This window comes from Oxalobacteraceae sp. CFBP 8761 (assembly GCA_014841595.1).
Classification (GTDB): Bacteria; Pseudomonadota; Gammaproteobacteria; order Burkholderiales; family Burkholderiaceae_D; genus Telluria.
Map to the genome: position 1 here is coordinate 2,548,490 of JACYUE010000001.1, position 22,405 is coordinate 2,570,894.

The 22,405-nt window shown below is 63.3% G+C and carries 18 protein-coding genes; 5 read left to right on the forward strand and 13 right to left on the reverse strand.

Annotation, left to right across the window (positions count from 1 at the left end; all coding sequences use genetic code 11):
* Window positions 1-22 precede the first annotated feature (22 nt).
* From IFU00_11060 to IFU00_11090, 7 genes are all read right to left on the reverse strand, one after another.
* Window positions 23-1,096, reverse strand: coding sequence for a glycosyltransferase family 2 protein (locus tag IFU00_11060; protein ID MBD8542821.1), 1,074 nt, complete (start codon window positions 1,094-1,096; stop codon window positions 23-25).
* Window positions 1,083-2,042, reverse strand: a complete 960-nt coding sequence (locus IFU00_11065; protein ID MBD8542822.1) for a hypothetical protein — start codon at window positions 2,040-2,042, stop codon at window positions 1,083-1,085. Before IFU00_11065 ends, IFU00_11060 begins: the two co-directional genes overlap by 14 nt.
* A gap of 2 nt (window positions 2,043-2,044) precedes the next feature.
* Window positions 2,045-2,950: a chain length determinant protein tyrosine kinase EpsG gene (gene epsG, locus IFU00_11070; protein ID MBD8542823.1), complete on the reverse strand. Its 906-nt coding sequence runs from the start codon at window positions 2,948-2,950 to the stop codon at window positions 2,045-2,047.
* A gap of 15 nt (window positions 2,951-2,965) precedes the next feature.
* A complete protein-coding gene (gene epsF, locus IFU00_11075; GenBank protein MBD8542824.1) occupies window positions 2,966-4,408 on the reverse strand; it encodes a chain length determinant protein EpsF in 1,443 nt (480 codons plus the stop codon).
* Between the two features lie 63 nt (window positions 4,409-4,471).
* A complete protein-coding gene (epsE, locus tag IFU00_11080) occupies window positions 4,472-5,260 on the reverse strand; it encodes a polysaccharide export protein EpsE (GenBank protein MBD8542825.1) in 789 nt (262 codons plus the stop codon).
* A gap of 108 nt (window positions 5,261-5,368) precedes the next feature.
* A complete protein-coding gene (locus IFU00_11085) occupies window positions 5,369-6,508 on the reverse strand; it encodes an outer membrane beta-barrel protein (GenBank protein MBD8542826.1) in 1,140 nt (379 codons plus the stop codon).
* A gap of 431 nt (window positions 6,509-6,939) precedes the next feature.
* Window positions 6,940-8,445 carry an undecaprenyl-phosphate glucose phosphotransferase gene (locus tag IFU00_11090; GenBank protein ID MBD8542827.1) on the reverse strand — a complete coding sequence of 502 codons (1,506 nt, stop codon included), beginning with the start codon at window positions 8,443-8,445 and terminating at the stop codon, window positions 6,940-6,942.
* Between the two features lie 829 nt (window positions 8,446-9,274).
* On the opposite strand from IFU00_11090, the gene IFU00_11095 reads away from it, so the two are divergent.
* The 3 genes from IFU00_11095 to IFU00_11105 all read left to right on the forward strand — a co-directional run bounded on the left by IFU00_11095 (window position 9,275) and on the right by IFU00_11105 (window position 12,885).
* The gene (locus IFU00_11095) at window positions 9,275-9,790 is read left to right on the forward strand and encodes a dihydrofolate reductase (GenBank protein MBD8542828.1); all 516 of its coding nucleotides are present in this window, start codon (window positions 9,275-9,277) and stop codon (window positions 9,788-9,790) included.
* Complete coding sequence (locus IFU00_11100; GenBank protein ID MBD8542829.1) at window positions 9,787-10,422, forward strand: DUF4337 domain-containing protein; 636 nt, start codon at window positions 9,787-9,789, stop codon at window positions 10,420-10,422. Before IFU00_11095 ends, IFU00_11100 begins: the two co-directional genes overlap by 4 nt.
* A 204-nt stretch (window positions 10,423-10,626) precedes the next feature.
* Window positions 10,627-12,885 (forward strand): arginine/lysine/ornithine decarboxylase, encoded by a 2,259-nt coding sequence (locus tag IFU00_11105; GenBank protein ID MBD8542830.1) that lies wholly within the window; start codon window positions 10,627-10,629, stop codon window positions 12,883-12,885.
* An 85-nt stretch (window positions 12,886-12,970) separates the two neighbouring features.
* On the opposite strand, the gene IFU00_11110 is transcribed toward IFU00_11105, so the two are convergent.
* The 5 genes from IFU00_11110 to IFU00_11130 all read right to left on the reverse strand — a co-directional run bounded on the left by IFU00_11110 (window position 12,971) and on the right by IFU00_11130 (window position 17,752).
* The gene (locus IFU00_11110) at window positions 12,971-14,479 is read right to left on the reverse strand and encodes an alpha/beta hydrolase (GenBank protein MBD8542831.1); all 1,509 of its coding nucleotides are present in this window, start codon (window positions 14,477-14,479) and stop codon (window positions 12,971-12,973) included.
* 253 nt (window positions 14,480-14,732) lie between these two features.
* Window positions 14,733-15,299, reverse strand: a complete 567-nt coding sequence (locus IFU00_11115) for a dCTP deaminase (protein ID MBD8542832.1) — start codon at window positions 15,297-15,299, stop codon at window positions 14,733-14,735.
* 82 nt (window positions 15,300-15,381) lie between these two features.
* Window positions 15,382-16,191: an alpha/beta hydrolase gene (locus tag IFU00_11120; GenBank protein ID MBD8542833.1), complete on the reverse strand. Its 810-nt coding sequence runs from the start codon at window positions 16,189-16,191 to the stop codon at window positions 15,382-15,384.
* A gap of 113 nt (window positions 16,192-16,304) precedes the next feature.
* A complete protein-coding gene (locus tag IFU00_11125; protein MBD8542834.1) occupies window positions 16,305-17,213 on the reverse strand; it encodes an intradiol ring-cleavage dioxygenase in 909 nt (302 codons plus the stop codon).
* Window positions 17,210-17,752, reverse strand: a complete 543-nt coding sequence (locus IFU00_11130; GenBank protein MBD8542835.1) for a periplasmic heavy metal sensor — start codon at window positions 17,750-17,752, stop codon at window positions 17,210-17,212. Before IFU00_11130 ends, IFU00_11125 begins: the two co-directional genes overlap by 4 nt.
* Window positions 17,753-17,875: 123 nt before the next feature.
* Here IFU00_11130 and IFU00_11135 point away from each other — a divergent pair, with 123 nt between their 5' ends.
* Window positions 17,876-18,562: a response regulator transcription factor gene (locus tag IFU00_11135; protein MBD8542836.1), complete on the forward strand. Its 687-nt coding sequence runs from the start codon at window positions 17,876-17,878 to the stop codon at window positions 18,560-18,562.
* Window position 18,563: 1 nt separating this feature from the next.
* A complete protein-coding gene (locus IFU00_11140) occupies window positions 18,564-20,009 on the forward strand; it encodes a HAMP domain-containing protein (GenBank protein MBD8542837.1) in 1,446 nt (481 codons plus the stop codon).
* A 10-nt stretch (window positions 20,010-20,019) separates the two neighbouring features.
* Here the strand turns inward: IFU00_11140 and IFU00_11145 are convergent, their stop codons facing one another.
* Window positions 20,020-22,371 (reverse strand): DNA internalization-related competence protein ComEC/Rec2, encoded by a 2,352-nt coding sequence (locus IFU00_11145; GenBank protein ID MBD8542838.1) that lies wholly within the window; start codon window positions 22,369-22,371, stop codon window positions 20,020-20,022.
* Window positions 22,372-22,405 lie beyond the last annotated feature (34 nt).

The window sequence follows — 22,405 nt, forward strand, 5'->3', positions numbered from 1 at the left end:
ATAAACGAGTTAATAGACATCATCAAGCCAATTCTGGGGCGACACTGAGTCGGCGCTTGCCGGGCAGGCGCCGGATTAGCCAGCCACGAACCGCGCTCCAGTCATTCGTTTCCGGAACATGCGCAGTACGAAAACGGTTGTAACGCCATAGCAGCGCCGCCCCATTTCGGGTCGAGATCGTCTTGCGATAAGAGAGCTCGCGCTCCAGCTCGACAGATGGGCCGAAGCCGCGGCGCAGGGCATCGGCCATCCTGGCGTATTCGACATCAAAATTCATTTGGCCGCCGACGTCGAACAGGATGCCGCCATGGTTGCAGAACGGCGCCGGGTCGAACCAGGGAATGTCGTGCATCGTGCAGAACGAACGCGTCAACGAGCGCGAAATTGCCAGAGACATCTCCATCTGTTCGACGTAGCGGGCGGCGCTGACGTTGTTGCCGTGCCAGCGGTAGCGAAGCAGCTTTTGCGGCAGGTTCGTCACCTTCCCCATGACCGCCAACTGCCCGAACAAGAAGTAATCCTCGGCAAGCCCTGGCACCTCGAGGCGCTGGTGCTCGGGAAGAACCTTCAGCATGTCGACTCCGTAGCGCACACCAAGCTTCCGGACCTCGTCGAAGCGCAGCGCCGCCGCCGGATGGATGACGGGATTGCGGAATAGGCTCGCGGCGCTGACGCGCGCGCTGCCTACCGGAACGCTCATGTCCCCGATCTTGTTACCTGCGGCGTCGATCACATCCGCCTGTCCGCCAACGGCGGCGCAGTCCGGTCGTGCTTCGAACGCAGCCAGCGTCACCGCCATGCGCTCAGGCAAGCAGATGTCGTCGGCATCATGTCTCATCACAAACTCGCAATCTGCAATGTCAAGGCCGCAGTTCAGCAGGCCGGACAAACCTTGTGCATGCGGGAACGAATGCAATTGGATACGCGGATCGCGTGCATGATAAGCCTCGGCCATCTCGCGGCTGCCATCGGTCGAGCCATGGTCCAGCACGAGCAGCCGCCAATCGGTGAAGGTTTGAGCACGAACGCTGTCGATGGCTTCAGCCAAAAACGCTTTCCCGTTTTTCACGGGCAGCAAAATATCAAATTTGGCCATTCTGGACCCTATATGTCGCCTCGTCCGGACGAGCGCCTGGATGGGCGTGGCGTTGCGCCGCAAAGCCATCGATGGCGTCGAGCACGGTGGCCGGCGAGTTGGATGACTTGCGCGCGAAGAGCACTTCGCGCTTTTCGTTGGGGCAGTTGTTGTTGACTGAATCGAGAATGACCGGTTCTGCAAACGTCGGCAAATGACTGGCGTCGATCAGCTCGGGGCCGGTTTTCCCGGGCATCCAGTCGGTATACGTCAAACTATGGCTGATGCTGGCCCTGAACCGCGAATTCCAAAGGATGACCTGAAAATAAAATTCATCGGGACAGTCGACGAACTTGCAGAATCGGTAGATCGCCGGCTGGTTTGCCGTGACATCGAGCACGTGCTGTACTGCCTCACCGCTCAGGCACCACCACTGCGATCCAGTGACCAGCTCCTTGCCCTCGAATACTGTCTTGTAGTCGCGCAGCGGCAAAATGCGGTTGAGGACGCGCTGCAGCGGCCAGCGCAGGCGCGCCAGCGGCTTGCCCTTGCGTATCCACAGGCGCGTAATCCGTTCGATCGGCTTGTTATACGTCACGTCCGGCAGTGGAAATACCTCAATGAATTCTGTGCCGCGATGGCGTGCGAGGAAGGCGTCGATGTAGCCGGGGGTCTGCAGCGGGTAGCAAGCGCCGCTGAGCAGCACGAAGCGCTCGAAGGTATGCGATGCGGACATCGCTACCTTCATCAATTCGAGCGTGGCCTCGACGAGTGACATATCGCCCCATGCGCCATTGATGCGGCGCGTGCAGAACGTCACCGCCGGCGCCAGGGAAGCGAAATGGCTCTGATCCGCCTTGGCGTCGATGTGTACAAAAAACGCGACGCCTGGCGCCGTCAGACGCTGCACCAGCCGCTCCAGATGCGCCGGACGGTCGTGCGCCAGAATCAAATAGGCAATCCGCACCGTCAATACTCGTTAAGAACGGTTCCCACCAGATGCACGCGGGCATCGCCCAATAGTGCGACTAGCTCGCGCATCTTTTTCAGTTGGCTTTGGTCCTGATGCGCAACGATCACGGCTGCCCCGGCGCGGCTGGCGATGAGCTGAGCATCGGAGTACATTTCGCCGGATGGGGTGTCGATCAAAATCACGTCATAGTCAGCAGCCAATTCGCGCAGCAGGCGCCCGAATGACGGGAGACCCAGCAATTCCGAAGGATTCGGCGGCAGCGCACCGGTGGTCAGAACCGACAGGTCTGCCAGCGCAGGGACACGCTGAATAGCGTCCCTGCCGCTGCGGCCCGCCAGCATGGCCGACAGGCCGTCGCGGTTTTCCAGTGCGAACAGCGTGTGCTGACGCGGTGAACGCAAGTCGGCGTCGATCAAGAGCGTGCGCTGATGCTGCTGCGAAAACACCACAGCCAGGTTCGCCGCGAGAAAACTCCGGCCATCGCCGGATTCGGCGCTCGTGATTGCAAGGGCGCGGCGGTCGGCCCCCGTGTCGAACCAGCGCCACATCAGCTGGTTACGTAACGCGCGCAGCGATTCAACGCGAGCGGTGAATGGCTCGTAAGCGGCGATGACGTCTGCACTGATGGCGCTCTCCCCCGGCAGAAGGTAATCGTAGTCGTACTGGTGCGACAGCGCCAACTCGATGTCGGCGGCCGTGAGCACGCCCATTTCAACGGCGGCGTCGCCAAAGCGCATATTGCGCGCCAGCGAAAAACGCATCACCTTGTCGGCATCGAGCGCCGATAGACGGCCACTGCGGATCAAGATGGCGCCGATGGAATCGTCTGTATGGCGGCTGGCCGGGCGCTCATCGCGGCCCGGATCAGTAACGAATGCTTCGGGTGGGTTGGTGGAATTCATAATCAACGCTCCATGCTATACATTAGGCCGAGGCGCCGGGATTGCCGAGCGCCCCAGTTTGCCCGCGCGACCGCTGCCCGACGATCCTGGGGATACGTTCCTGCGGGATGCTGCACGGGGCTTCTTGATCACGCCGAGCAGCGGCAGATCGAACGCGCTGACCAGATGCGACGCCGATCGCACGCGCGCGTCCAGCAGTTCCAGGACCAGGACAGCACCCAGGCCAAGAACGGTGCCGACGACGAGCGCCAGGGCAATACTCAGCAACAGACGTGGACCAGATGCATGCAGCGGCGGCGTGGCCGCCGTCAGCACGGCGATATCGGCCTGCTTGGACTCGCCTTCCAGACTGATCAGGTTCAGGCGGGCACTTGCCGACTCGTAAGCGCGGCGCGCATTTTCCACTTCGTTGGTCAACAGGTTGAAGGAATCGCGCGCGCCGTTCAGGGTTTGCACTTTCGCCTTCTGCGCCGCCACTGCGGCGCGTAATTCGCCTTCACGGCGCTGGCTGATGTCGGCGGAAGCGATGACGCTGCCGGACGAGATGCGCATCTGCGCCTGCAAGTTCGAGCGCAGTTTGTCCACTTCCGATTTGGCGGCCATGTATTGAGGATGATTCGGCGACAAACGCTGTGCGGTGTCGGCAAACTTGGCTTCGGCCAGCGACAGGCTGCCTTGAAGATTCTGGATCAACGGATTGTTCATCACGTCGGGCGAATTGCCGGCGTTGTTTTCAACCTGCCGGCGGCGTGAATCTGCATCCATGCTCTGGCTCTGGACCGTGACGAGCTGGTTCGACAGTTCGTTCAGACGTGTCGTCTCAACATCCAGTCGGTTGTCAGCGCTGTAAATGTCGTTGTCCTTCTGGTACTTGGACAGACGCGCCTGTGCCGTTTCATAGCGGTCGCGCAGGGTCTTGATCTGGGACGTAATGTAACCGCTGGCCCGTTGCACCGGATCGGTCTTGAGCTGCACACTGACGTCGAGATACGCGTTCGCAAAGGCATTGGCCACCATCGACACATATTGCGGATCAGTGCCGCGAACGTTGATCGTCAAGACACTGCTCTCGCGTGCTGGCACCACGTCCAGGCTACCTAGCAGCGACTCGGCCAGCCAGTCGCGCAGGGTACCACGCCCGCCAGTCGCCGCCTCGAAATTGGCTTGCACACCGGGGCCGCTGGCCAGTTTGAGATCATCGACGACTTTTAGAGCGACACTCTTGCTTCGGATGATATCGACTTGGGTCGCAATATATCCAGGCATCAGCTGTGCTGGCGCGCTCAGCCCGGTTACCGGATCGACTCCCTTGTAATTGACGACCATCGACACGCCTGCCACGTACTTCTTGGGCTGGATCAGACTGATCACCACGGCGCCAAGAATAGTCATGGCCAGCGTGAGCAGGATGATCTTGTAGCGGGCGCGCAAGGCGAGTAACAACACAGTTGGATTCATGATGGCTTTCAAAACATGCAATGGAGCGCGCGCGGCGCGCTCCGGGACTGAATGACATTGGGCTTAGAACAAACTTTCCTTGACGTACACGACATCGTCAGGCTTCAACAGGTCATCGCCCCTGACATCAATGGTCTGCAGCTTGCCAAATTCGTCGCGGCGCTTGATGCGCAGGCCGCGCTCGGTACCGCGCGGGGTCAGGCCGCCGCCGGCCGACAGCGCCTGCAGAACAGTCATCTGACGCTCAAGGCGCAGCATGCCCGGTCTCTGGACTTCGCCGTAGATGTAGAAGCGCGGCGCACGCTCCACGAAGATCGTGTCGCCACCCTGCACATCCAGATTCGATGCCATATCAGTATTACGGACCAGTTCCGCTGTATCGACCTGCTCCTTGTAAATTTTGCCGTCACGCGTGCGCACCACAGTCACGATGTCGCCACCATCAATGCCGATGCCGCCGGCAAGCGCCAGCAAGTCAAGTACAGTGCGGCGACCTTCGATGGGATAGCGACCGGCGTTCTTGACCTGACCGAGTACCGATACCTGCTGGCTGGTCAGCGCCGTGATCAGGAGGTTGACTTGCGGCTTCTTCACGAAGCCGCCGCGCTCCAGCATGGAGGCAATTTTCGCTTCTGCAGCGGCGCTCGACAATCCACCAACGGCAACTTGCCCCACCAGCGGTACGGTGATGAAGCCCGACTCACTGACACGTGTCTCCACGCCCAGATCAGGATTGCCAAACACGGAAATCTTGACGACGTCGCCGCCGCCGAGCACCATTTCATCGGCACGTGCCGCTCCCATGCTCCACGCCAGAACGACAGCGAACATACCAAGCAAGATTCGTTTCATATTGAGCTCATTTCATTTACAAAAGTGTCGATAGTGCAATTCGGATTGGTGGTTCATGCCAGGTCATGGCGTACAAGCTTGATGCCGCGCTTCCATCCCTGTCATCGGTCAATGAAATTGCAGGACAGCGCTCAGCGAGGCGCCGTTGGCCTTGTAGCTGTTCGTGCCGGCTGCAAGACTACCATTGCGCTGGTCGCGGAATACACTCGCCTTCACCGTGATGTTACGCAGCGGCTTGTAGACAAGTCCCACGGAGGCTGTATCACGGCTGTCGCTAGCCAACGGGGACGCCATCACCTGGGCCGTCCCGGTATAGGGTGTAAATTCGCGCGTTTCGGTCTTCCAATCCACCTCACCATTGATTTTTGCGGAGAATTCCCAGGTCACGAGCGCACTCGCGCCCTTCGTCAATGCGCTGTCGATAAGGGCGCCGTCAATGGCGGTAAATTCACGCCAGCCTTGGGCGACGACTTTCACGCGACTTGCTGGTGACCAGTTGATAACCATGCGTGCATTCGTCCCGCTGTCATCACGATCGAACGCTGATTCTTGCTTGCGTTTCACCCACCCGCCGAGAAACGAGACCTGCGTGCTGCCTGTCGCCATCCACAGCACGTTGATCTTTGCCTCATCCTGGACATAGCCATTGATCAAGGAGCCCACGCCGCCAGCCATCACCGCGTTGGGATAATTTCCTTGCAAACGGCGCAACTGGAACCCGGCTGTACTGCCACTGCGCGCCAGATAGTCCACACCTGCTACCCAGGAATCCTCGACGCGATCACTGGCGCGCTGCGAGGCCAGCTCATAGGAGTTCTCCTCTTTCGAGACCTCACCACGCAACTGCCAGCTCGGATGAAACTGCCATCGACCGTCCGCATAACGCCTCTTGCTGATCCGCAGATTGCGCTGGACGACGTCAAAATCGGCAAACGACGCCAGCTCTTGCCGGTAATAGCCGCCGACATGGCCATCGAAACGTGATGCAACGAACCATTGCCAGTCACCGCGGATGTCTTTGCGGAGATAGTCCAGCTGGCTATTGCGATCAAATTTCACGGACGCGAAGTCTGCAACGCCGCTGAACAACTGACGACTGACAGGACGCTCAAAACGCACGCCACCGCCGGCACTCCGGTAAGTGTCGGAACGCGCACCCGACCGTGCCGATTCATCGTCCGACGCGCGAAACAGGTTATCGTCATGTTGTATACGGGCAGTGACGAACGGCTGCAGAGTGCCCGACACTGCCGGCATGCTGGACAGGGAATAAATCAGCGCTATGCAACCCGCCCCTGTCAGCCTGGAACACAGGCGGCTGACTGGCAGCCGTCGCATTGCTCGCGATGCGACGGACTCAACATGACGTTCGCAGATTCGCAGTAAGTACAAGAAGAATCCAATCCCAAATAATATGTTTCACGCTTCTTCCCGCTCGCTTGCAAAACATGCACGCCGTGCACTTTCAAACAGTGTCCAAAGACTGAATGAGCCCAACGGGCAAACATGTCTTTTTATCAGGATAAGTTGCAATTCTACTACATAACACGACTGACACGTGTTCGTTACGCGCGCTTGGCAACGACGGGTTGGGAGCTCAGTCCGGCCTTGATCGAACCGGCGCGGCCGGGGTCGAGACAGACCTGGCAGAATCACGCGCTCCCCATCCACGGCACATGTCAATACGCCGTCTTGTGGAACCAGACGGAAAATGCCGTCATGACGAGGATCTTCAAATCCAGTGCGAGTGACCAGTGCTCTATATAGTGCAGGTCGTGCTCGACACGGCGCTGCATCTTGTCCAGCGTATCGGTCTCTCCACGAAATCCGTTCACTTGCGCCCAACCTGTGATGCCTGGCTTGACGTTGTGACGCGCGTAGTATTCCGAAATGATTGCGCCGAATTCCAGGTTGTGCTTGATCGCATGGGGCCGCGGACCGACGATCGACATATGCCCGAACAACACATTGAAAAGCTGTGGCAGCTCGTCCAGGCTGCTGCGGCGCAGGAAGCTGCCGACACGCGTGACCCGGCTGTCGAAACGCGTTGCCTGCTTGACTTCCGCGCTGGCGCAGTCGTCGAACTTCATGGAGCGGAACTTCCAGACTTCGAATTCCTGATTGTTGAAACCATGGCGCCGCTGCTTGAATATGACCGGGCCGGGACTGTCGAACTTGATCGCGAGAGCGATGATTGCCAACACGGGGCTGACCAGGGCGAGCAGTATGCTGGAGATCACGAGGTCTTCGATCCGCTTCAGACGGCCCATCTGCTCACCGATGCGGCTGTTGGCGATCGTCAGGACTGGAACGCCTGCCAAGCGTTCCATATTAATGGACGGGAATTGCCAGACGACGTTGTTGGGCACCAGGTCAATCCTGACAGGCACTGTGCGCAGTTTCTTGAGCAACGCTTCGACACGCTCGGTCGCGAGCCAGGGTAGCGCTACCACGACACGGTCAACGGGATTTGTGCGGATGTAATCGAGCATCGTGCATGTCGAACCCAGCATGTGCTGGCGCAGCGATTCCGGAATGCCCCGCTCGACGCGGTCGTCGAACACGCCCAGCACGCGGATGTTCGCGTGGCTGTTTCGCTTGATCGCATTGACAATCAGTTCAGCGCGCTCGTTGGCGCCGACGACGATGATCGACTCGTCGAGCATGTTTGCCAAGCGCGCACGGTAAATCATCCGTGTGAGGATGAGGCGATTTGCAAGCAGCAGCACGAACCAGGCGCAGGCACTGGTTGCTACCCAGACGCGCGAAAACTCCGGCAAGGTACCGGACAGGTAGCCGACGATCATGATCAGCGAAAGACCACCGAAGAAGCCCAGACCCAACTTACTCAGGAGGGCATTGAGTGACAGGATCTCGCGCTCGCGATAGGCCTGCGCGCAGTGCAGCGACACAATGATGACGAGCGTGCTCAGGTAAATAAAGAGGTGGCCAGCCGTCGTCAGTCTGGCATCGAAGCCGAACCGTACGAAGAAGCCGCCAAAGCCGGCGAGCAGCAGGACGGCGATGTCGGCGATCTTAAGCAGATTGATGAAGAACGGCAGCCAGTACCGAGCCGACGATTGCGCACTACTCTTCTTGAGCAGTGACCCAAGTTCGCCAGCGGCATCCAGCGATCGATGTTTATCGTGTTCGCCAACAACGGTAGCAGGGTCGAGGTTTTTCATCGTGACAGATCCAATCATCATGAATTGAATAAGGTGCGCAAATTTCAGCCAGCAGGTATGTCATCTTGCGAGCACCTACTGAGAACGCTTGCGACCACGATAACGGCGCAAAGAGCTGCTTGCGCAGATGCCTCAGCTACCCGATACCGCTCCTTTGCGGCCGCAGAGGCAGGATTTGCGTCCCTATCCAATTGTTTGCTGCAGCGCAGCGAAACGCGTACCACTCAAAAATAAGAAAATGAAACCGACTTCATCAAGGACTAAAGCAAAATAATGTTTGCATCATTTGATGCACATCAATAACATAAATAGACTATATGCTAATTAAGCTTCAAAGTCATTAGTTTTGACGCGACGCAGCAAAATATATAAATTACAACTAGCAACGTAAATTTCCGCTTCGCAAACCATCTTCGTTTCGCGTCCACGTGCTGTTCTTGACAGACGACCTGGATAGTCGATGAAAGCCGTTTACTCGGGGTTTCACATGCAAAGACATGCGCACCAGGTGCCGCTTGCGCCCGGTACCAACTAGGCGCTGACATTACCCCGGCGCTCGGGGACGGTACATACTGCTTACTTTTTATTACTGTTTTCCCGACGCAGCCTGCATGCCCGGATTGGCCGATCAATCGCGAGCCGCTTGATATGGTTACCCCTCCCGGCGACGCCAACCTGTTGTCAGTACAGCGCATACCGTGCAGATTGCTGCACCTGCTGTCGATTAACGGTATAAAGATTGGTATGATGCAAGGTCTTGATACCTTCAGACACCACAGGACCCTCTGATGCCAGTTTCCAACGCCGCGACCGTCACGCGCCCCCTGCCATGACCGCGCACCTGACCCTGGTCGTTGCCATCGACCGGGACAATGGCATCGGTATCGACAACCGCATGCCATGGCACCTGCCGAACGACCTCGCACACTTCAAGCGCGTCACGCTCGGCAAACCGGTGATCATGGGCCGCAAGACGTTCGACTCGATCGGCCGCCCGCTGCCGGGCCGGCGCAATATCGTCATTACGCGCAATGCCGACTGGTCGCATGACGGCGCCGAGCGCGCCCCATCGCTCGATGCCGCCATCGCGCTGCTGGACGGTGCGCCAGCCAGCATCATCGGGGGCGCGCAGATCTTCAATGCCGCAATCGACCAGGCCGACGCCATGATCGTTACGCACATCGATCACCGCTTCACCTGCGACACGTTCTTCCCGCCGATCGACCCTGCCGTGTGGATAGAGACCGCGCGCGAGACGCACCATCAGCCGCAGCGCGACGACGCGCCCGGATTCGATTACGCCTACGTCACTTACCAACGCAGCGCCAGCAAGGGCGCGCCATGAGCAGCGCGCTCCGCCCCCCTGGTTCGCGCGGCGGTGACGGCTTCGCCGGCCGCGTCGCTGTCCTGATCGCGGTGCTGGCCACGATCGGCACGCTGTTTGCCTTTCTCGGCACCTCGTCGCACAACGACGCGAGCCTGTTCAAGACGACGGCTGCAATGGAAAAGACCAGTGCGGCCAACGCCTGGGCCCATTACCAGGCCAAGTCGAGCCGCCAGAATCTGGCCGAACTGGCCGCCACGCTGCCCGGCGTCGATGCTGGCCGCTACACCCAGCAGGCCGAGCGCTATCGCCTCGAGAAAGACGTCATCCGCAAGGAAGCAGAGCGCTGGGAGGCGTCGTCGCGCGACTGGAACCGGCGCTCCGAAGAAGCGCTGCACCGCCAGCGCCAGTGGGCGGCAGCGTCGGTGGCGCAGCAGATCGCAATTTCACTGGCCGCGATCACGCTACTGGCGCGCCGCACGTGGCTGCTGACGCTGACCGGCGCCGTCGCCACCTTCGGCATCACGCTCGGTCTGTTCGCGTTTCTGGAAGGGACTACGACGGCATTGTCGCCCGTGCCGCTGGGCGCGGCGCTGGCTGCCGCGCTGCTGACCGAGGGGGTTAGGCGCGCCGGGCGCCATCTGGACAGCTAGGGTGCGACACTGAACTGCGTGAGTGGTTAATGTAGCAAACAAGCTGGCATCAATGCCGGCAAAAAAACCTGCACCGGAGCCCGCAATTTCTGCGAAAATCCGCTACTCATTTTCTACGGTGCCGTGCGCGGCGGCCCTGCTCCACTTCGGAATGATCCGGGATGGCGCGGCCGCTCCCCACGGCGCTTCGCTTTGGAGCTGTCCATGAAATTTCGTTTCCCCATCGTCATCATCGACGAGGACTTCCGCTCGGAGAACACCTCCGGCCTTGGCATTCGCGCCCTCGCGGCAGCGATGGAACAAGAAGGCATGGAGGTCGTTGGCGTGACCAGCTATGGCGACCTGTCCCAGTTCGCCCAGCAGCAGTCGCGCGCATCGGCATTCGTGCTGTCGATCGATGACGAGGAATTCGGCAGCGGCTCGCTGGAAGACACCGATTCGGCGCTGGTCGGCCTGCGCGCCTTCGTCAAGGAAATCCGCCACAAGAACGCGGACATCCCGATCTATATCTATGGCGAAACCCGCACCAGCCGCCACATCCCGAACGATGTGCTCAAGGAGCTGCACGGCTTCATTCACATGTTCGAAGACACGCCCGAATTCGTCGCGCGTCACATCATCCGCGAAGCCAAGGCGTATCTGGACAGCCTGGCGCCGCCATTCTTCCGCGCGCTGGTGAACTACGCCTACGACGGTTCGTATTCATGGCATTGCCCTGGCCACTCGGGCGGCGTCGCCTTCCTGAAGTCGCCGATCGGCCAGATGTTCCACCAGTTCTTCGGTGAGAACATGCTGCGCGCCGACGTCTGCAACGCGGTCGAGGAACTCGGCCAGCTGCTGGACCACACGGGCCCGATCGCCAAGTCCGAACGCAACGCCGCGCGCATCTATGGCGCCGACCATTGCTACTTCGTGACCAACGGCACCTCGACCTCGAACAAGATGGTCTGGCACTCGACCGTCGCGCCGGGCGACATCGTCGTCGTCGACCGCAACTGCCACAAGTCGATCCTGCACTCGATCATCATGTGCGGCGCGATTCCCGTGTTCCTGATGCCAACCCGGAACAACCTAGGCATCATCGGTCCGATCCCGCTGTCCGAATTCACGCCCGAATCGATTGCCCGCAAGATCGAAGCCAATCCGTTCGCGCGCGAAGCCGTCAACAAGAAGCCGCGCATCCTGACCATCACCCAGTCGACCTACGACGGCGTGGTCTACAACGTCGAGACGCTGCGCGAAATGCTGGACGGTAAAATCGACACGCTGCACTTCGACGAAGCGTGGCTGCCGCACGCGACGTTCCACGACTTCTACAAGAACATGCACGCGATCGGCCAGAACCGTCCGCGCGCGAAAGAGTCGATGATCTTCTCGACCCAGTCGACGCACAAGCTGCTGGCCGGCCTGTCACAGGCTTCGCAAGTGCTGGTGCGCGAATCGCAGTCGGTCAAGCTCGACCAGGACGCCTTCAACGAAGCGTACCTGATGCACACGTCGACCTCGCCGCAGTACTCGATCATCGCTTCGTGCGACGTCGCCGCTGCGATGATGGAAGCGCCAGGCGGCACCGCGCTGGTCGAAGAGTCGATCCTGGAAGCGCTGGACTTCCGCCGCGCGATGAAGAAGGTCGATCAGGACTTCGGCACCGACTGGTGGTTCCAGGTCTGGGGTCCGGACAAGTTCTCGGAAGAAGGCATCGGCACGCAGGACGACTGGATGATCCGCGCCGAAGAATCGTGGCACGGTTTTGGCGACCTGGCCCCGGGCTTCAATATGCTCGACCCGATCAAGGCGACCATCGTCACGCCGGGCCTGAACCTGTCGGGCCAGTTCGGCGAGACCGGCATCCCGGCCTCGATCGTCACCAAGTACCTGGCCGAACACGGCGTCATCATCGAGAAGTGCGGCCTGTACTCGTTCTTCATCATGTTTACGATCGGGATCACCAAGGGCCGCTGGAACACGCTGGTCACGGCGCTGCAGCAGTTCAAGGACGATTACGACCGCAACGCGCAGATGTGGCGTGCGATGCCGCAGTTCGCCGCGGCCAACCCGCGCTACGAAATGCACGGCCTGCGCGACCTGTGCACCGAGATCCACACGTTCTACAAGTCGCACGACGTGGCGCGCCTGACGACCGAGATGTACCTGTCGGACATGATCCCGGCGATGAAGCCGTCGGACGCGTTCGCGCACATGGCACACCGCAAGATCGAGCGCGTGGCAATCGACGAACTCGAAGGCCGCATCACCGCGATCCTGCTGACGCCGTACCCGCCGGGCATCCCGCTGCTGATCCCGGGCGAGCGCTTCAACCGCACGATCGTCGATTACCTGCGCTTTGCACGTGACTTCAACGAGCGCTTCCCGGGCTTCGAGACCGACGTGCACGGCCTGGTCAAGCGTGAAGTCGATGGCAAGCGCGGCTACTTCGTCGACTGCGTGCAGCAGGACGACTGATCCTGAAGGCTGCGCCGTCAGGCCAGCCTGCCAGTCAAGACAACGCCAGCCAATCGGCTGGCGTTGTTGCATCAAGCGTGCGTGTTCAGCGCGGCGCGCACTGCGGCAACGCGGCCCGCGTGGCCAGCAACGCACGGCTGTCGTCCACCGACGGCGTGTTGTCGGTGAATTTGCAGCCGTACTGAGGATCGGCCACGATGGACGGCGTCAGCACGTCGTCACCCTCGGGCTTGACGCCCTTCTGCTCCCATTTGACCATCGCGTCGAACGCGGATGCCTGTTCGGCGATCGTGAAGTCGCAGTGGGCGATCCCGCGGATGGCGCGCTGGACCAGCAGGTTCGACGTGCCCAGCGCATCGGCGCGGCGCTTGTAGATCTGCTCCATCTTGAACGGCACGTACAGGTCGCCCAGCGTGTGGATGGTCACCACCGGCACAGTGATCCGGGCGTTCGTCTTGGGCACCCAGCGCAAGCCGTCGCGGCGCAGCCGGTTCGCACCCGATGTGGCAGGCACGCGGAAGATGCTCGCGTTGTAGGCGACCTCGTCGGCGCTGATGGCAGGGTCGGCATCGAGCTGGAAGAAGATGTCATTGGTCGTCACGACGTCATCGAGAAGGATGCCCTGCATCTTGCCGTCGCGCCCGAACGTGCCCCAGACCGTGGCCTGGTACGCGCTGGCATAGGCATAGTCGAACAGTGGACGCGTGCCGCCACTGAGGCTGGCAACGATCTGCTTCAATCGCAGGCCTTGCGCGGTCGGCACGGCCGGCGCAGTGGGCGTGCTGCCACCCGGGAAGCTGGAGAACATCTTCGCCCGCACCTGCGGGCCAATGCTCGCCCAGTCGGCCGGCGGCCAGCGCGTGGCCGGCATGCCGGCCTCCACCATGGCGGCAGTCTGATAGGCGGCAAAATAATCGTAGAGCTCCGTGTCGCCCAGCACGCCGCACATCGGCACCGCACCGTGGTAGCGGATCTTGTTGATGGCCGTCTCGATGTTTTCCTCATCCACCGCAGCCGCCGTGACATGGCCACCCATCGAATTACCAATGATGTACGTTTTGCTCGGCGCTGCCAGCGTGCGGCCGTTCTTGCCGGCGATGTCACGGAAAGCCAGCGCCAGCGCGTTCGTGTCTTCGACGCCGGCGCGCACGTCGTAGTAGTTCGTGCTGTAGCTCGATGCGGCCCACGCATAGCCCTGGCCGATCAGGTGGCGGCGCAGCGCTGGCGGCGCCACTTCCAGCGACGGGCCCGTGCCGCCATAGCCGTGGGCGTACATGACCAGCATGCCGTTCCAGTTTTTCGGCACTTCGATCTGGTAACCGGCCTTGTTCAGCACGCCCCACCAGCGGTCGGTCTCCGGCGCATTCGCCATGCTGTTAAATGGCAGGTTGCTTTCGATGACCGCATAGGTGCGCCCGTCTTGCGGGCGGAGTGGTTCGGGCTGGATGGCAACCGGCGGCGTGGTCGCCAGCGGCGGTGCGACAGCATCGTCGTCGTCTCCACCACAGGCGGACAGCGCCAGGACGGCGGTGAGTGACGGTACTACCCGCGCGGCAAAGCGGCGGGACGTGCAGGGTGCAAGCTGCGTTTTCATCAACACGGTCTCCATGATTTTAGTTTTGCACAGCGAAACTAAAAATCACTGTGTGATTTATTGTAGATCGAAACAGCGCGCGCAGGCGTGCCCGGAACGCGCAGGGTGCAGACAGATGGGGGATGCGGCTTGGCGGTGACGGGGCGGCAGCGCAGGCCTGACCGGGTGTCAGGCCCGTGGAGTACGGTGCATGTGTGGCCGCCTTGCGGCGGTCAGTCTGCCCCGACCGAATACAGAATGGTGGTGCAGTTGCTCAGGCTTTCGGCAGTGTCACGCCGATCTGGCCCTGGTACTTGCCGTCACGGTCCTTGTACGACGTTTCGCAGACTTCATCGCTTTCGAAGAACAGCACCTGCGCGCAACCTTCGCCCGCGTAGATCTTCGCGGGCAGCGGCGTCGTGTTCGAGAACTCGAGCGTCACGTAGCCTTCCCATTCGGGTTCAAACGGGGTGACATTGACGATGATGCCGCAGCGCGCGTAGGTCGATTTGCCCAGGCAGATCGTCAGCACGTTGCGCGGGATGCGGAAGTATTCGATCGTGCGCGCCAGCGCGAACGAATTCGGCGGGATGATGCAGACGTCGCTCTTGATGTCGACGAACGAGTTCGAGTCGAAGTTCTTCGGGTCGACGATCGTGCTGTTGATGTTGGTGAAGACCTTGAATTCATCGGCGCAGCGGATGTCATAGCCGTACGACGAGGTGCCGAACGAGATGATCCGGCGGCCATCCTGCTCGCGCACCTGCTGCGGCTCGAATGGCTCGATCATGCCAGTGCTTTGCGCCATGCGGCGGATCCAGTTGTCGCTCTTGATAGTCATTTGTGGGTTTCCAGCAGGGAGAAAATCACGCGATTTTACGCGAAAAGGCGCTGGCCGTGAGGCTTTGACAACGATTGATTTGCTACCCTGCCGCCTTGGTGCCGCCAAGCAGACGCTTGATCATCGCGTGGACCAGCCGCGCCGTTTCGGCCGGTTTTTCGAGCGGATACAGATGACCGCCTTCGATCATGGCCAGGTGCTCGCCCACCAGCTTGCGCGTGGAGGCGAGTCCTGCCTGCCGCATCTCTTCAGACATGGTGCCGGCGATGAAGCCGACGGGCACCGGGAACGGCGCGCGGATCACGGCGCCCATGTGGTGCGGCAGGGACTGGTAAATGGCGGATTCGACGTCGCGCCGGAAGCGCAGCGTGACGCCGTCGGGATGCGGCGCCAGGCCATGCTCCATGTAGTCGTCGAGCGCGCCCGGCGCCCAGGCCTGGAAGATCGACTTCGCGTGGAAGTGGCGGAAGGCGGCGTCACGGTCCGGCCAGTGCTCGCGCCGCTTGTACGAAAAGCGCGCCGGCGACAGCCGTGCGCCCCACCCCGCCAGCTTGGCCAGGCGCCAGACCAGCGCGCGCCAGCCGGCCACCACGGGTGAATCGAGCATCACCACACAACGCACCAGATCGGGCCGGCGCCGCGCCGCCATCGTCGACAGCGCGCCGCCCAGCGAATGGCCAACAAGGATCGCCGGCTGGCCGTAGCCTTCGAGGTGCGCGATCAGCTCGTCGGTCAGCGTGTTCCAGCCATCGCCCACCGGGTAGCGCGGATCGTGGCCATGCATGTCCAGCGTGCGCACGTCGTAGTGTTCGGCAAGCTGCGCCAGCAGGCGGTTGTAGGTGCCAGCCGGGTAGCTGTTCCCGTGGGCGAAGTGCAGCAGCGGTTTGGGCATGGTCAGCGATGGTGGTCAGGGATGGTGGCCGGTGATGGTGGCCAAATTATGCGGCCCATTGTAATGGCGTCTCCGGCCCCGGCCCCGATCTTGGGAGCGCGTTTAGAGCGTATTCACCAATTTACGCCGACTGTCAGCGTGGCGCTGTAGCCCTGGCTGGCCGTGCCCGTGACGCTCGCCATCTGCAGCGCCGTCCCGTCGCTGAACACGTTGTCGAGCGCGAAGCTCATCCGCGCCAGATTGCCGATGCTGCTCGCATAGCCGCTGCTGGTATAGGCCTCATTGGCAATCGCCAGCGGGAAGGTGAACTGCGATGTCTTGATGCGGTTCGCGGCGTTCGTCGCCTTGGCCAGCGACGGATAGACCTCGAAGTGCACGTGCGGCATCCGCCCGTCGTAGCAACCGGGGAAGATGGTCGTGAACGTGACGTAGCCTTCGCTGTCGGCTTCCTGCACGCCGCGCAGGTAGTTCTCGCTCACGATGCCGCTGCTGTACATCGAGTAACCCCCTTCGCGCGTGCAGTGCCACAGGTAGACCGTGGCGCCGGCGGTCGCCGCGCAGCCCTGCGCCACGTTCTCGATCCTCAAACGGATCGTCAGCGGCACACCGGCCGCCACGCCGCTGGCCCCGGCCACGCTGGTCCGGATATCGCTGCGCACGATGCCCGACAGGACCAGCGCATTGGCTACGCCATTGGCATTGGCGTTGGTGCCGTCGCCCGGGTAGGGGCCGCCGGTTTCTTCGGGAATCACCGAACACACTGCGCTGCCGCTGCCCGTGCTGGCGGCGCCCGTGGTTGTGGTGGAACTGGACAACCCGAAGCCATCATCGGCGCTGACGCCGCCGCAGCCGGCAAGCGGCAAGACCGCACTGCCCGCGCCGACAAACAGCCAGCGCAGCGACTGGCGCCGGGTGGCTGACCGGGTCAGCATGCGGGCAACGTCGGCAGCGAGGCCCCGGTGGTGGTCAGCGTCGTGGTCGGCGTGCTGCTCGGTGTCTTGATGATGGCGTGCTGCGGTCATTTTCTGCGGTCTCCCTCATGGATATCGTGTTGTTCATGATCGGCTTTGCGGTCCCTGCCACGCGGCGCGTCAAGCTGCGCACGCTGTTGTGGCGTGAGCACTGCCTTGAGCATGGCGCGTGTCTGCAGCCGCAGCAGCTCCTGGTCGGCGATCGCCTGGCCCAGCGCCTGCGCGGCGGCGGATGCTGCGGCCCCGTCGAATTCCGGTGCACGGGCCACCGCGCGCAGCACCGCGTCGGCCTTGCGCCCGGCAAGGTCCAGCGCGCGCCGCCGGGGCGCCTGGCCGTGCAGGATCGTGAAGACGCGCTCGTTCTGCGCTTCGCTCAGGTTCAGGCCGCGCAGGAATGGCGGCATGCCGAACGGGCCGGCTTCGCCGTCGCGCTCGTGCCATTGACCGAACGGCGGGCCGTCGCGCCCAGGACCGTCCGGTGGCGGCATCGGCTGGGCCAGGACCGTGGGCGCGGTCAGCAGGCAGACGGAGAACGCTGTCGCGGCGCGCAATCGGGATAGTGTGGAGCGCGGGGAAGCTGGTCGTGTCATCGAAGACCTCTCGTGTTATCAGAGCGGCCATTGTGTGGCGGCGGCGTGTAAAGCGCGTCTAAGCCAGGTAAATCCGCGTAAAGCACCGCAGACGGCGCCGACCTGCTGCGCTATCCTGTCGCCATGAATCACGTTTTACTCATCGACGACGACGTCGAACTGGTCGGCATGTTTGCCGAATACCTCGAACAGGAAGGCTTTTCCGTCACCTGCATGCACAATGGCGAGGACGGCGCGCGCGCCGCGCTGACCGGCGGCTACGCCATCGCGGTCCTGGATGTCATGATGCCCGGCGCGGGCGGCATCGAAGCGCTGCGCCAGATCCGCGCCGGCAGCCGCATGCCGGTGCTGATGCTCACGGCGCGCGGTGACGACGCCGACCGTATTCTGGGCCTCGAACTGGGGGCCGACGATTACGTGGCCAAGCCGTGCACGCCACGTGAACTGACGGCGCGCGTACGCGCCATCCTGCGCCGCACCCAGGCCGTGCCAGAGAGCGGCGCCGGGGTCGTGCTCAGCGTCGGCAAGCTGACGATGCTGCCCGAACAGCGCCGCGCTACCTGGGACGGCCAGCACCTTGACCTGACCAGCACCGAATTCAATCTGCTCGAAGTCCTGGCCCGCAATGCCGGCCGCCCGGTCAGCAAGAACGATTTGTCCGAACAGGGCCTGGGCCGGCCGCTGGCGCGGTTCGACCGCAATATCGACGTCCACCTGAGCAGCCTGCGGCACAAGCTGGGGCCGTTGGCCGACGGCCGCTCGTGCCTGCAGACGATCTACCGCCAGGGCTACCAGTTGATCAAGGAGTAGCATGGGCCGGTTGTTCTGGAAGTTCTTCCTGTGCATCCTGCTGGCGCAGGTGGCCGCAACCATCGGCGTGGGCGGCGTGTTCTGGCTGCGCGATCAGGCGCGCCAGCGCGCCACGCCCGTGCTCGACAGCGGCCCACCGGCAGCGATCGCGCTCGACGCCGCCGCCGCCACGCTGCGCCACGGCGGCTTGCCCGCCCTGCGCAGCCTGCTGCCCGACATGCGGCGCCCACAACTGTTCGTGCTCGACGCGGCGCGCCACGAACTGCTGGGCCGCGCGGTGCCGGCCGAACTGATGCATGCAGTCGAACGTGAACTGCGCGATGGCGCCCAGGCTGGCGACAGTGCCGTGTGGCGCGGCGCGCGGCGCCTGGTCGGCCCGGGCGGCGAGCAGTACATCGCGTTTGTGTCGCGTGGCTTCGGGCGCCAGATCGGCCGCGACGCCGGTCGTCAGGACGGGCTGCGCGACGGTATCGGCCCTGATACGCTGACGCCTGGCCTCGGGCCCGGTCCCGGCCCGCGGCGCCGTATCGGCCAAAGCGTCGTGATCGGCGCCACCGTGCTGGCCAGCCTGCTGTTCGCGGCGCTGCTGGCCTGGTATTTCTCGCGCCCCATCCGTGCCCTGCGCAGCGCCTTCGAGGCCGCTGCCGCCGGTGATCTGGCGCCACGCTTCGGTCCCGGCGCCAAGGGCGGCGACGAACTGGTCGACCTGGGCCGCGACTTCGACCGCATGAGCGCACGCCTGCGCGCGCTGATGGATGGCCAGCGCCGGCTGCTGCACGACGTCTCGCATGAACTGCGCTCGCCGCTGGCGCGGATGCAGGCGGCGCTGGGCCTGGCGCACCAGCAGCCGGACAAGATCGGCATCACGCTCGAACGCATCGAGCGCGAAAGCAACCGCATGGACAAGCTGATCGGCGAACTCTTGACGCTGTCGCGCCTGGAAGCGTCGCCCGACGTGCTGCGGCGCGAGCCGGTGGATCTGGTGGAGCTGGTCGATGGTCTTGTCGCCGATGCGCGCTTCGAGGCCGGCCAGGCCCGGGCCGCCGACGATCACGGCGCGGCACTGCGCGTCGACTTCGACGCCGACGACAGCGTCAACGTCAGCGGCGACCCGGACCTGCTCTGGAGCGCGCTCGAGAACGTGGTGCGCAATGCAGCCAGACATGGCGCGCCGGGCGGCGTCGTGGCGGTGTCCGTGCGCGCCGTGGATGGCGTGGCACGGGTCGAGGTGTGCGACCGGGGGCCGGGCATCGCGCCCGAAGATCTTTCCGCGATCTTCCAGCCGTTCTTCCGCTCCGGCGCGTCGCGCACCGGTGTCGACGGGCATGGGCTTGGACTGGCCATTGCGCAGCGCGTGGTGCAGGCACATGACGGCGAGATCGTGGTGGCCAATCGCGATGGCGGGGGCTTGCAGGTGACGATCACGCTGCCTGCGGCCGGACGATGACGTCTGCGGCTCAACGCCCGTACCAATAGCGGGCGTGGGTCGCACGGTAGGTTGCCACTTCCAGGCTGGCCCCGAACGCCAGCGTGACGGCGCCCCGCTCATCGGTGCGAATGCGCTCGATGCCCATGGCGCCATAGCGCCCGTAGATGAGCTTTTGCGGGTGGCGATACCGATTGCGATGACCTACCTGGAAAATCCCGACTGTCGGCGCCACCGCTTGCAGGAACGCTGCGCTCGACGAGGTGCCGCTGCCATGGTGCGGCGCCAGCAGCACGTCGGCGCGCAGACGGTCAGCGTCAGTGTCCAGCAGCGCGGCTTCCTGTGCCGCTTCGATATCGCCGGCCAGCAGGATCGCCTTGCCGCCCGCGCTGATGCGCAGCACGCAACTGCGCGCATTGCTTTTCAGGCGCGGGTTGGCGTAGCTGGCGCTATCTGGCGCGAGCATCTCGAAGCGCACGCCGTCCCAGTGCCAGGCCTGGCCGGCGCTGCAGCGGGCCGGGTGCGTGGCCTTGCCGAGCAGCCGGTGGTCATCGGGCAGTGACGAGATCAACTGCCCTACCCGCACGGTCTGCAACACTGCCTCGGCGCCGCCGATGTGATCGAGGTCGCTGTGAGAAATCACCAGTGCATCGAGCCGGCCGATGCCCCGGCCGCGCAGGTAAGGCAGGATCACGCGCGTGGCGCCGCTTGCGCCGGGCGCGTACAGCGGGCCGGTATCGTATAGCAGGCGATGGTGCTGCGTTTCGACCAGCAGGGCCATGCCCTGGCCGACATCAAACGCCGTGATGTCGAACCGCCCTGCCGCTGGCGCGGCCGGCATGTGGGTCAGCAGCGGCGTCCACGCGGCCAGGCCCGCCCAGCGCTGTGGCCACCCGCGCGGCGCCAGCATCCATGCGGTGCCGGCCAGGGCCAGCACGAGGATCCACGGTGTTGGCGCGGGCGCGGTCCATACGGCCAGTGCGGGCGCGGACATCCACGTCAGGGGCCACACCAGTACGACGATCGCCAGGTGCGCGCTGCCCAGCACCAGATCGGCCAGCGGCGACGGCAGCACGCTGCCGGCCAACGCCAGCGGCGTGACGAACAGGCTGATGACGGGAATCGCCACCGCGTTGGCGAGGGGGCTGACCAGCGACACCTGCCCGAACAGCAGCAGCGTAAGCGGCGCCAGGCCCAGCGTGACGGCCCATTGGGTGCGCGCCGCCACCACGAGACCGGCGCGCCAGCCGCGCGTGGACGTACCCAGGCGGCCACTGCACGCATACAGGATCGCCGCCACCGCCCCGAACGACAGCCAGAAACCCGGCCACAGCATCGCCCATGGATCGCGCAGCACGGCCACGCCCAGCGCCAGGCACAGCACGTGTGACATCGAGGTGATGCGCCCGCACCACAGCGCGAGCGCGACCACCGCCAGCATGTAGAAAGTGCGCTGGGCCGGCACGCCGAAGCCTGCCAGCAGCACGTACAGCAGCGCTACCAGGGCGCCCGCCAGCGCGGCCGCCTTCTGGGCGGGAAGGTGCAATGGCAGGTTCGCACCGGTGAACAGTGAGCAGCGCCACAGCCACGACGTCGCCCACGCAGCCAGGCCCGCCAGCATCGTGATGTGCAGGCCGGAGATCGAGACGAGGTGGCTGATCCCGGTGCGGTTGAACACGTCCCACGACGCCTGGTCGATACCACGCTGGTCACCGATCACCAGCGCAACGATCACGCCCGCATACGGCTTGCCGTTCAGGACCGCCAGGATGCGGCTGCGTAGCCAGCCCCGAGCCCGCTCCAGCGCATAACCGGCGTCCGGCGTCCATGCCGCCAGGCGGGCATTGCGCGGGCCGGCCGGGCGCACGTAGCCCGTCGCGCGGACGCCCTGTTCCAGCAACCATGCCTCGTAATCGAAGCCGTGCGGATTGGCGTTGCCGTGCGGGCGCTGCAGGCGCACGACAAGGCGCCAGCGTTCGCCCGGCTGCACGAACGCCGGATCGGCGGCGCTCGCGCTGTACCAGGACAGGATGATTTTGGGCGGCACGGTCGCACCGGGCGTGTCGACGTGCGCGACGTCGAACTGGAAACGCACGCCACCGTCGAAGCGATGCGGCAGGCTCGCGATGACGCCGGTCACGGCGATCTCGCGGCCTTCGTCCGCAAGCGGCAATGCGTCGCCCAGCGCAGTGTGGGCAAGGACGGCTGCCCAGCAGGCGCCGAGCAGCAGGCCGGCAATCAGCTTGCGGGGGAAGCCGCGCAGGATCACGCAAACGACGATGGCAGTGGCCAAGCAGGCTGCGAGGCTGGCTGGTTCCGGCAATGCGGGCCGGGTCTGGAGCCAGGCAGCGCCTGCGGTGAAGGCAAGGATGGCGCTGCGCATGGGTTAGAGAACAAGCGTCGGTCAGGCGGCCGGG

What these genes read in the sequence shown, in the direction of transcription:
- IFU00_11095 (MBD8542828.1), top strand. Translation starts at nt 9,275, where the DNA reads ATGACCGCGCACCTGACCCTGGTCGTTGCCATCGACCGGGACAATGGC.
- epsF (MBD8542824.1), bottom strand. Translation starts at nt 4,408, where the DNA reads ATGAATCCAACTGTGTTGTTACTCGCCTTGCGCGCCCGCTACAAGATC.
- IFU00_11120 (MBD8542833.1), bottom strand. Translation starts at nt 16,191, where the DNA reads ATGCCCAAACCGCTGCTGCACTTCGCCCACGGGAACAGCTACCCGGCT.
- IFU00_11110 (MBD8542831.1), bottom strand. Translation starts at nt 14,479, where the DNA reads ATGAAAACGCAGCTTGCACCCTGCACGTCCCGCCGCTTTGCCGCGCGG.
- IFU00_11105 (MBD8542830.1), top strand. Translation starts at nt 10,627, where the DNA reads ATGAAATTTCGTTTCCCCATCGTCATCATCGACGAGGACTTCCGCTCG.
- IFU00_11145 (MBD8542838.1), bottom strand. Translation starts at nt 22,371, where the DNA reads ATGCGCAGCGCCATCCTTGCCTTCACCGCAGGCGCTGCCTGGCTCCAG.
- IFU00_11125 (MBD8542834.1), bottom strand. Translation starts at nt 17,213, where the DNA reads ATGACCGCAGCACGCCATCATCAAGACACCGAGCAGCACGCCGACCAC.
- IFU00_11090 (MBD8542827.1), bottom strand. Translation starts at nt 8,445, where the DNA reads ATGAAAAACCTCGACCCTGCTACCGTTGTTGGCGAACACGATAAACAT.
- IFU00_11100 (MBD8542829.1), top strand. Translation starts at nt 9,787, where the DNA reads ATGAGCAGCGCGCTCCGCCCCCCTGGTTCGCGCGGCGGTGACGGCTTC.
- IFU00_11130 (MBD8542835.1), bottom strand. Translation starts at nt 17,752, where the DNA reads ATGACACGACCAGCTTCCCCGCGCTCCACACTATCCCGATTGCGCGCC.
- IFU00_11060 (MBD8542821.1), bottom strand. Translation starts at nt 1,096, where the DNA reads ATGGCCAAATTTGATATTTTGCTGCCCGTGAAAAACGGGAAAGCGTTT.
- IFU00_11135 (MBD8542836.1), top strand. Translation starts at nt 17,876, where the DNA reads ATGAATCACGTTTTACTCATCGACGACGACGTCGAACTGGTCGGCATG.
- IFU00_11140 (MBD8542837.1), top strand. Translation starts at nt 18,564, where the DNA reads ATGGGCCGGTTGTTCTGGAAGTTCTTCCTGTGCATCCTGCTGGCGCAG.
- epsE (MBD8542825.1), bottom strand. Translation starts at nt 5,260, where the DNA reads ATGAAACGAATCTTGCTTGGTATGTTCGCTGTCGTTCTGGCGTGGAGC.
- IFU00_11115 (MBD8542832.1), bottom strand. Translation starts at nt 15,299, where the DNA reads ATGACTATCAAGAGCGACAACTGGATCCGCCGCATGGCGCAAAGCACT.
- epsG (MBD8542823.1), bottom strand. Translation starts at nt 2,950, where the DNA reads ATGAATTCCACCAACCCACCCGAAGCATTCGTTACTGATCCGGGCCGC.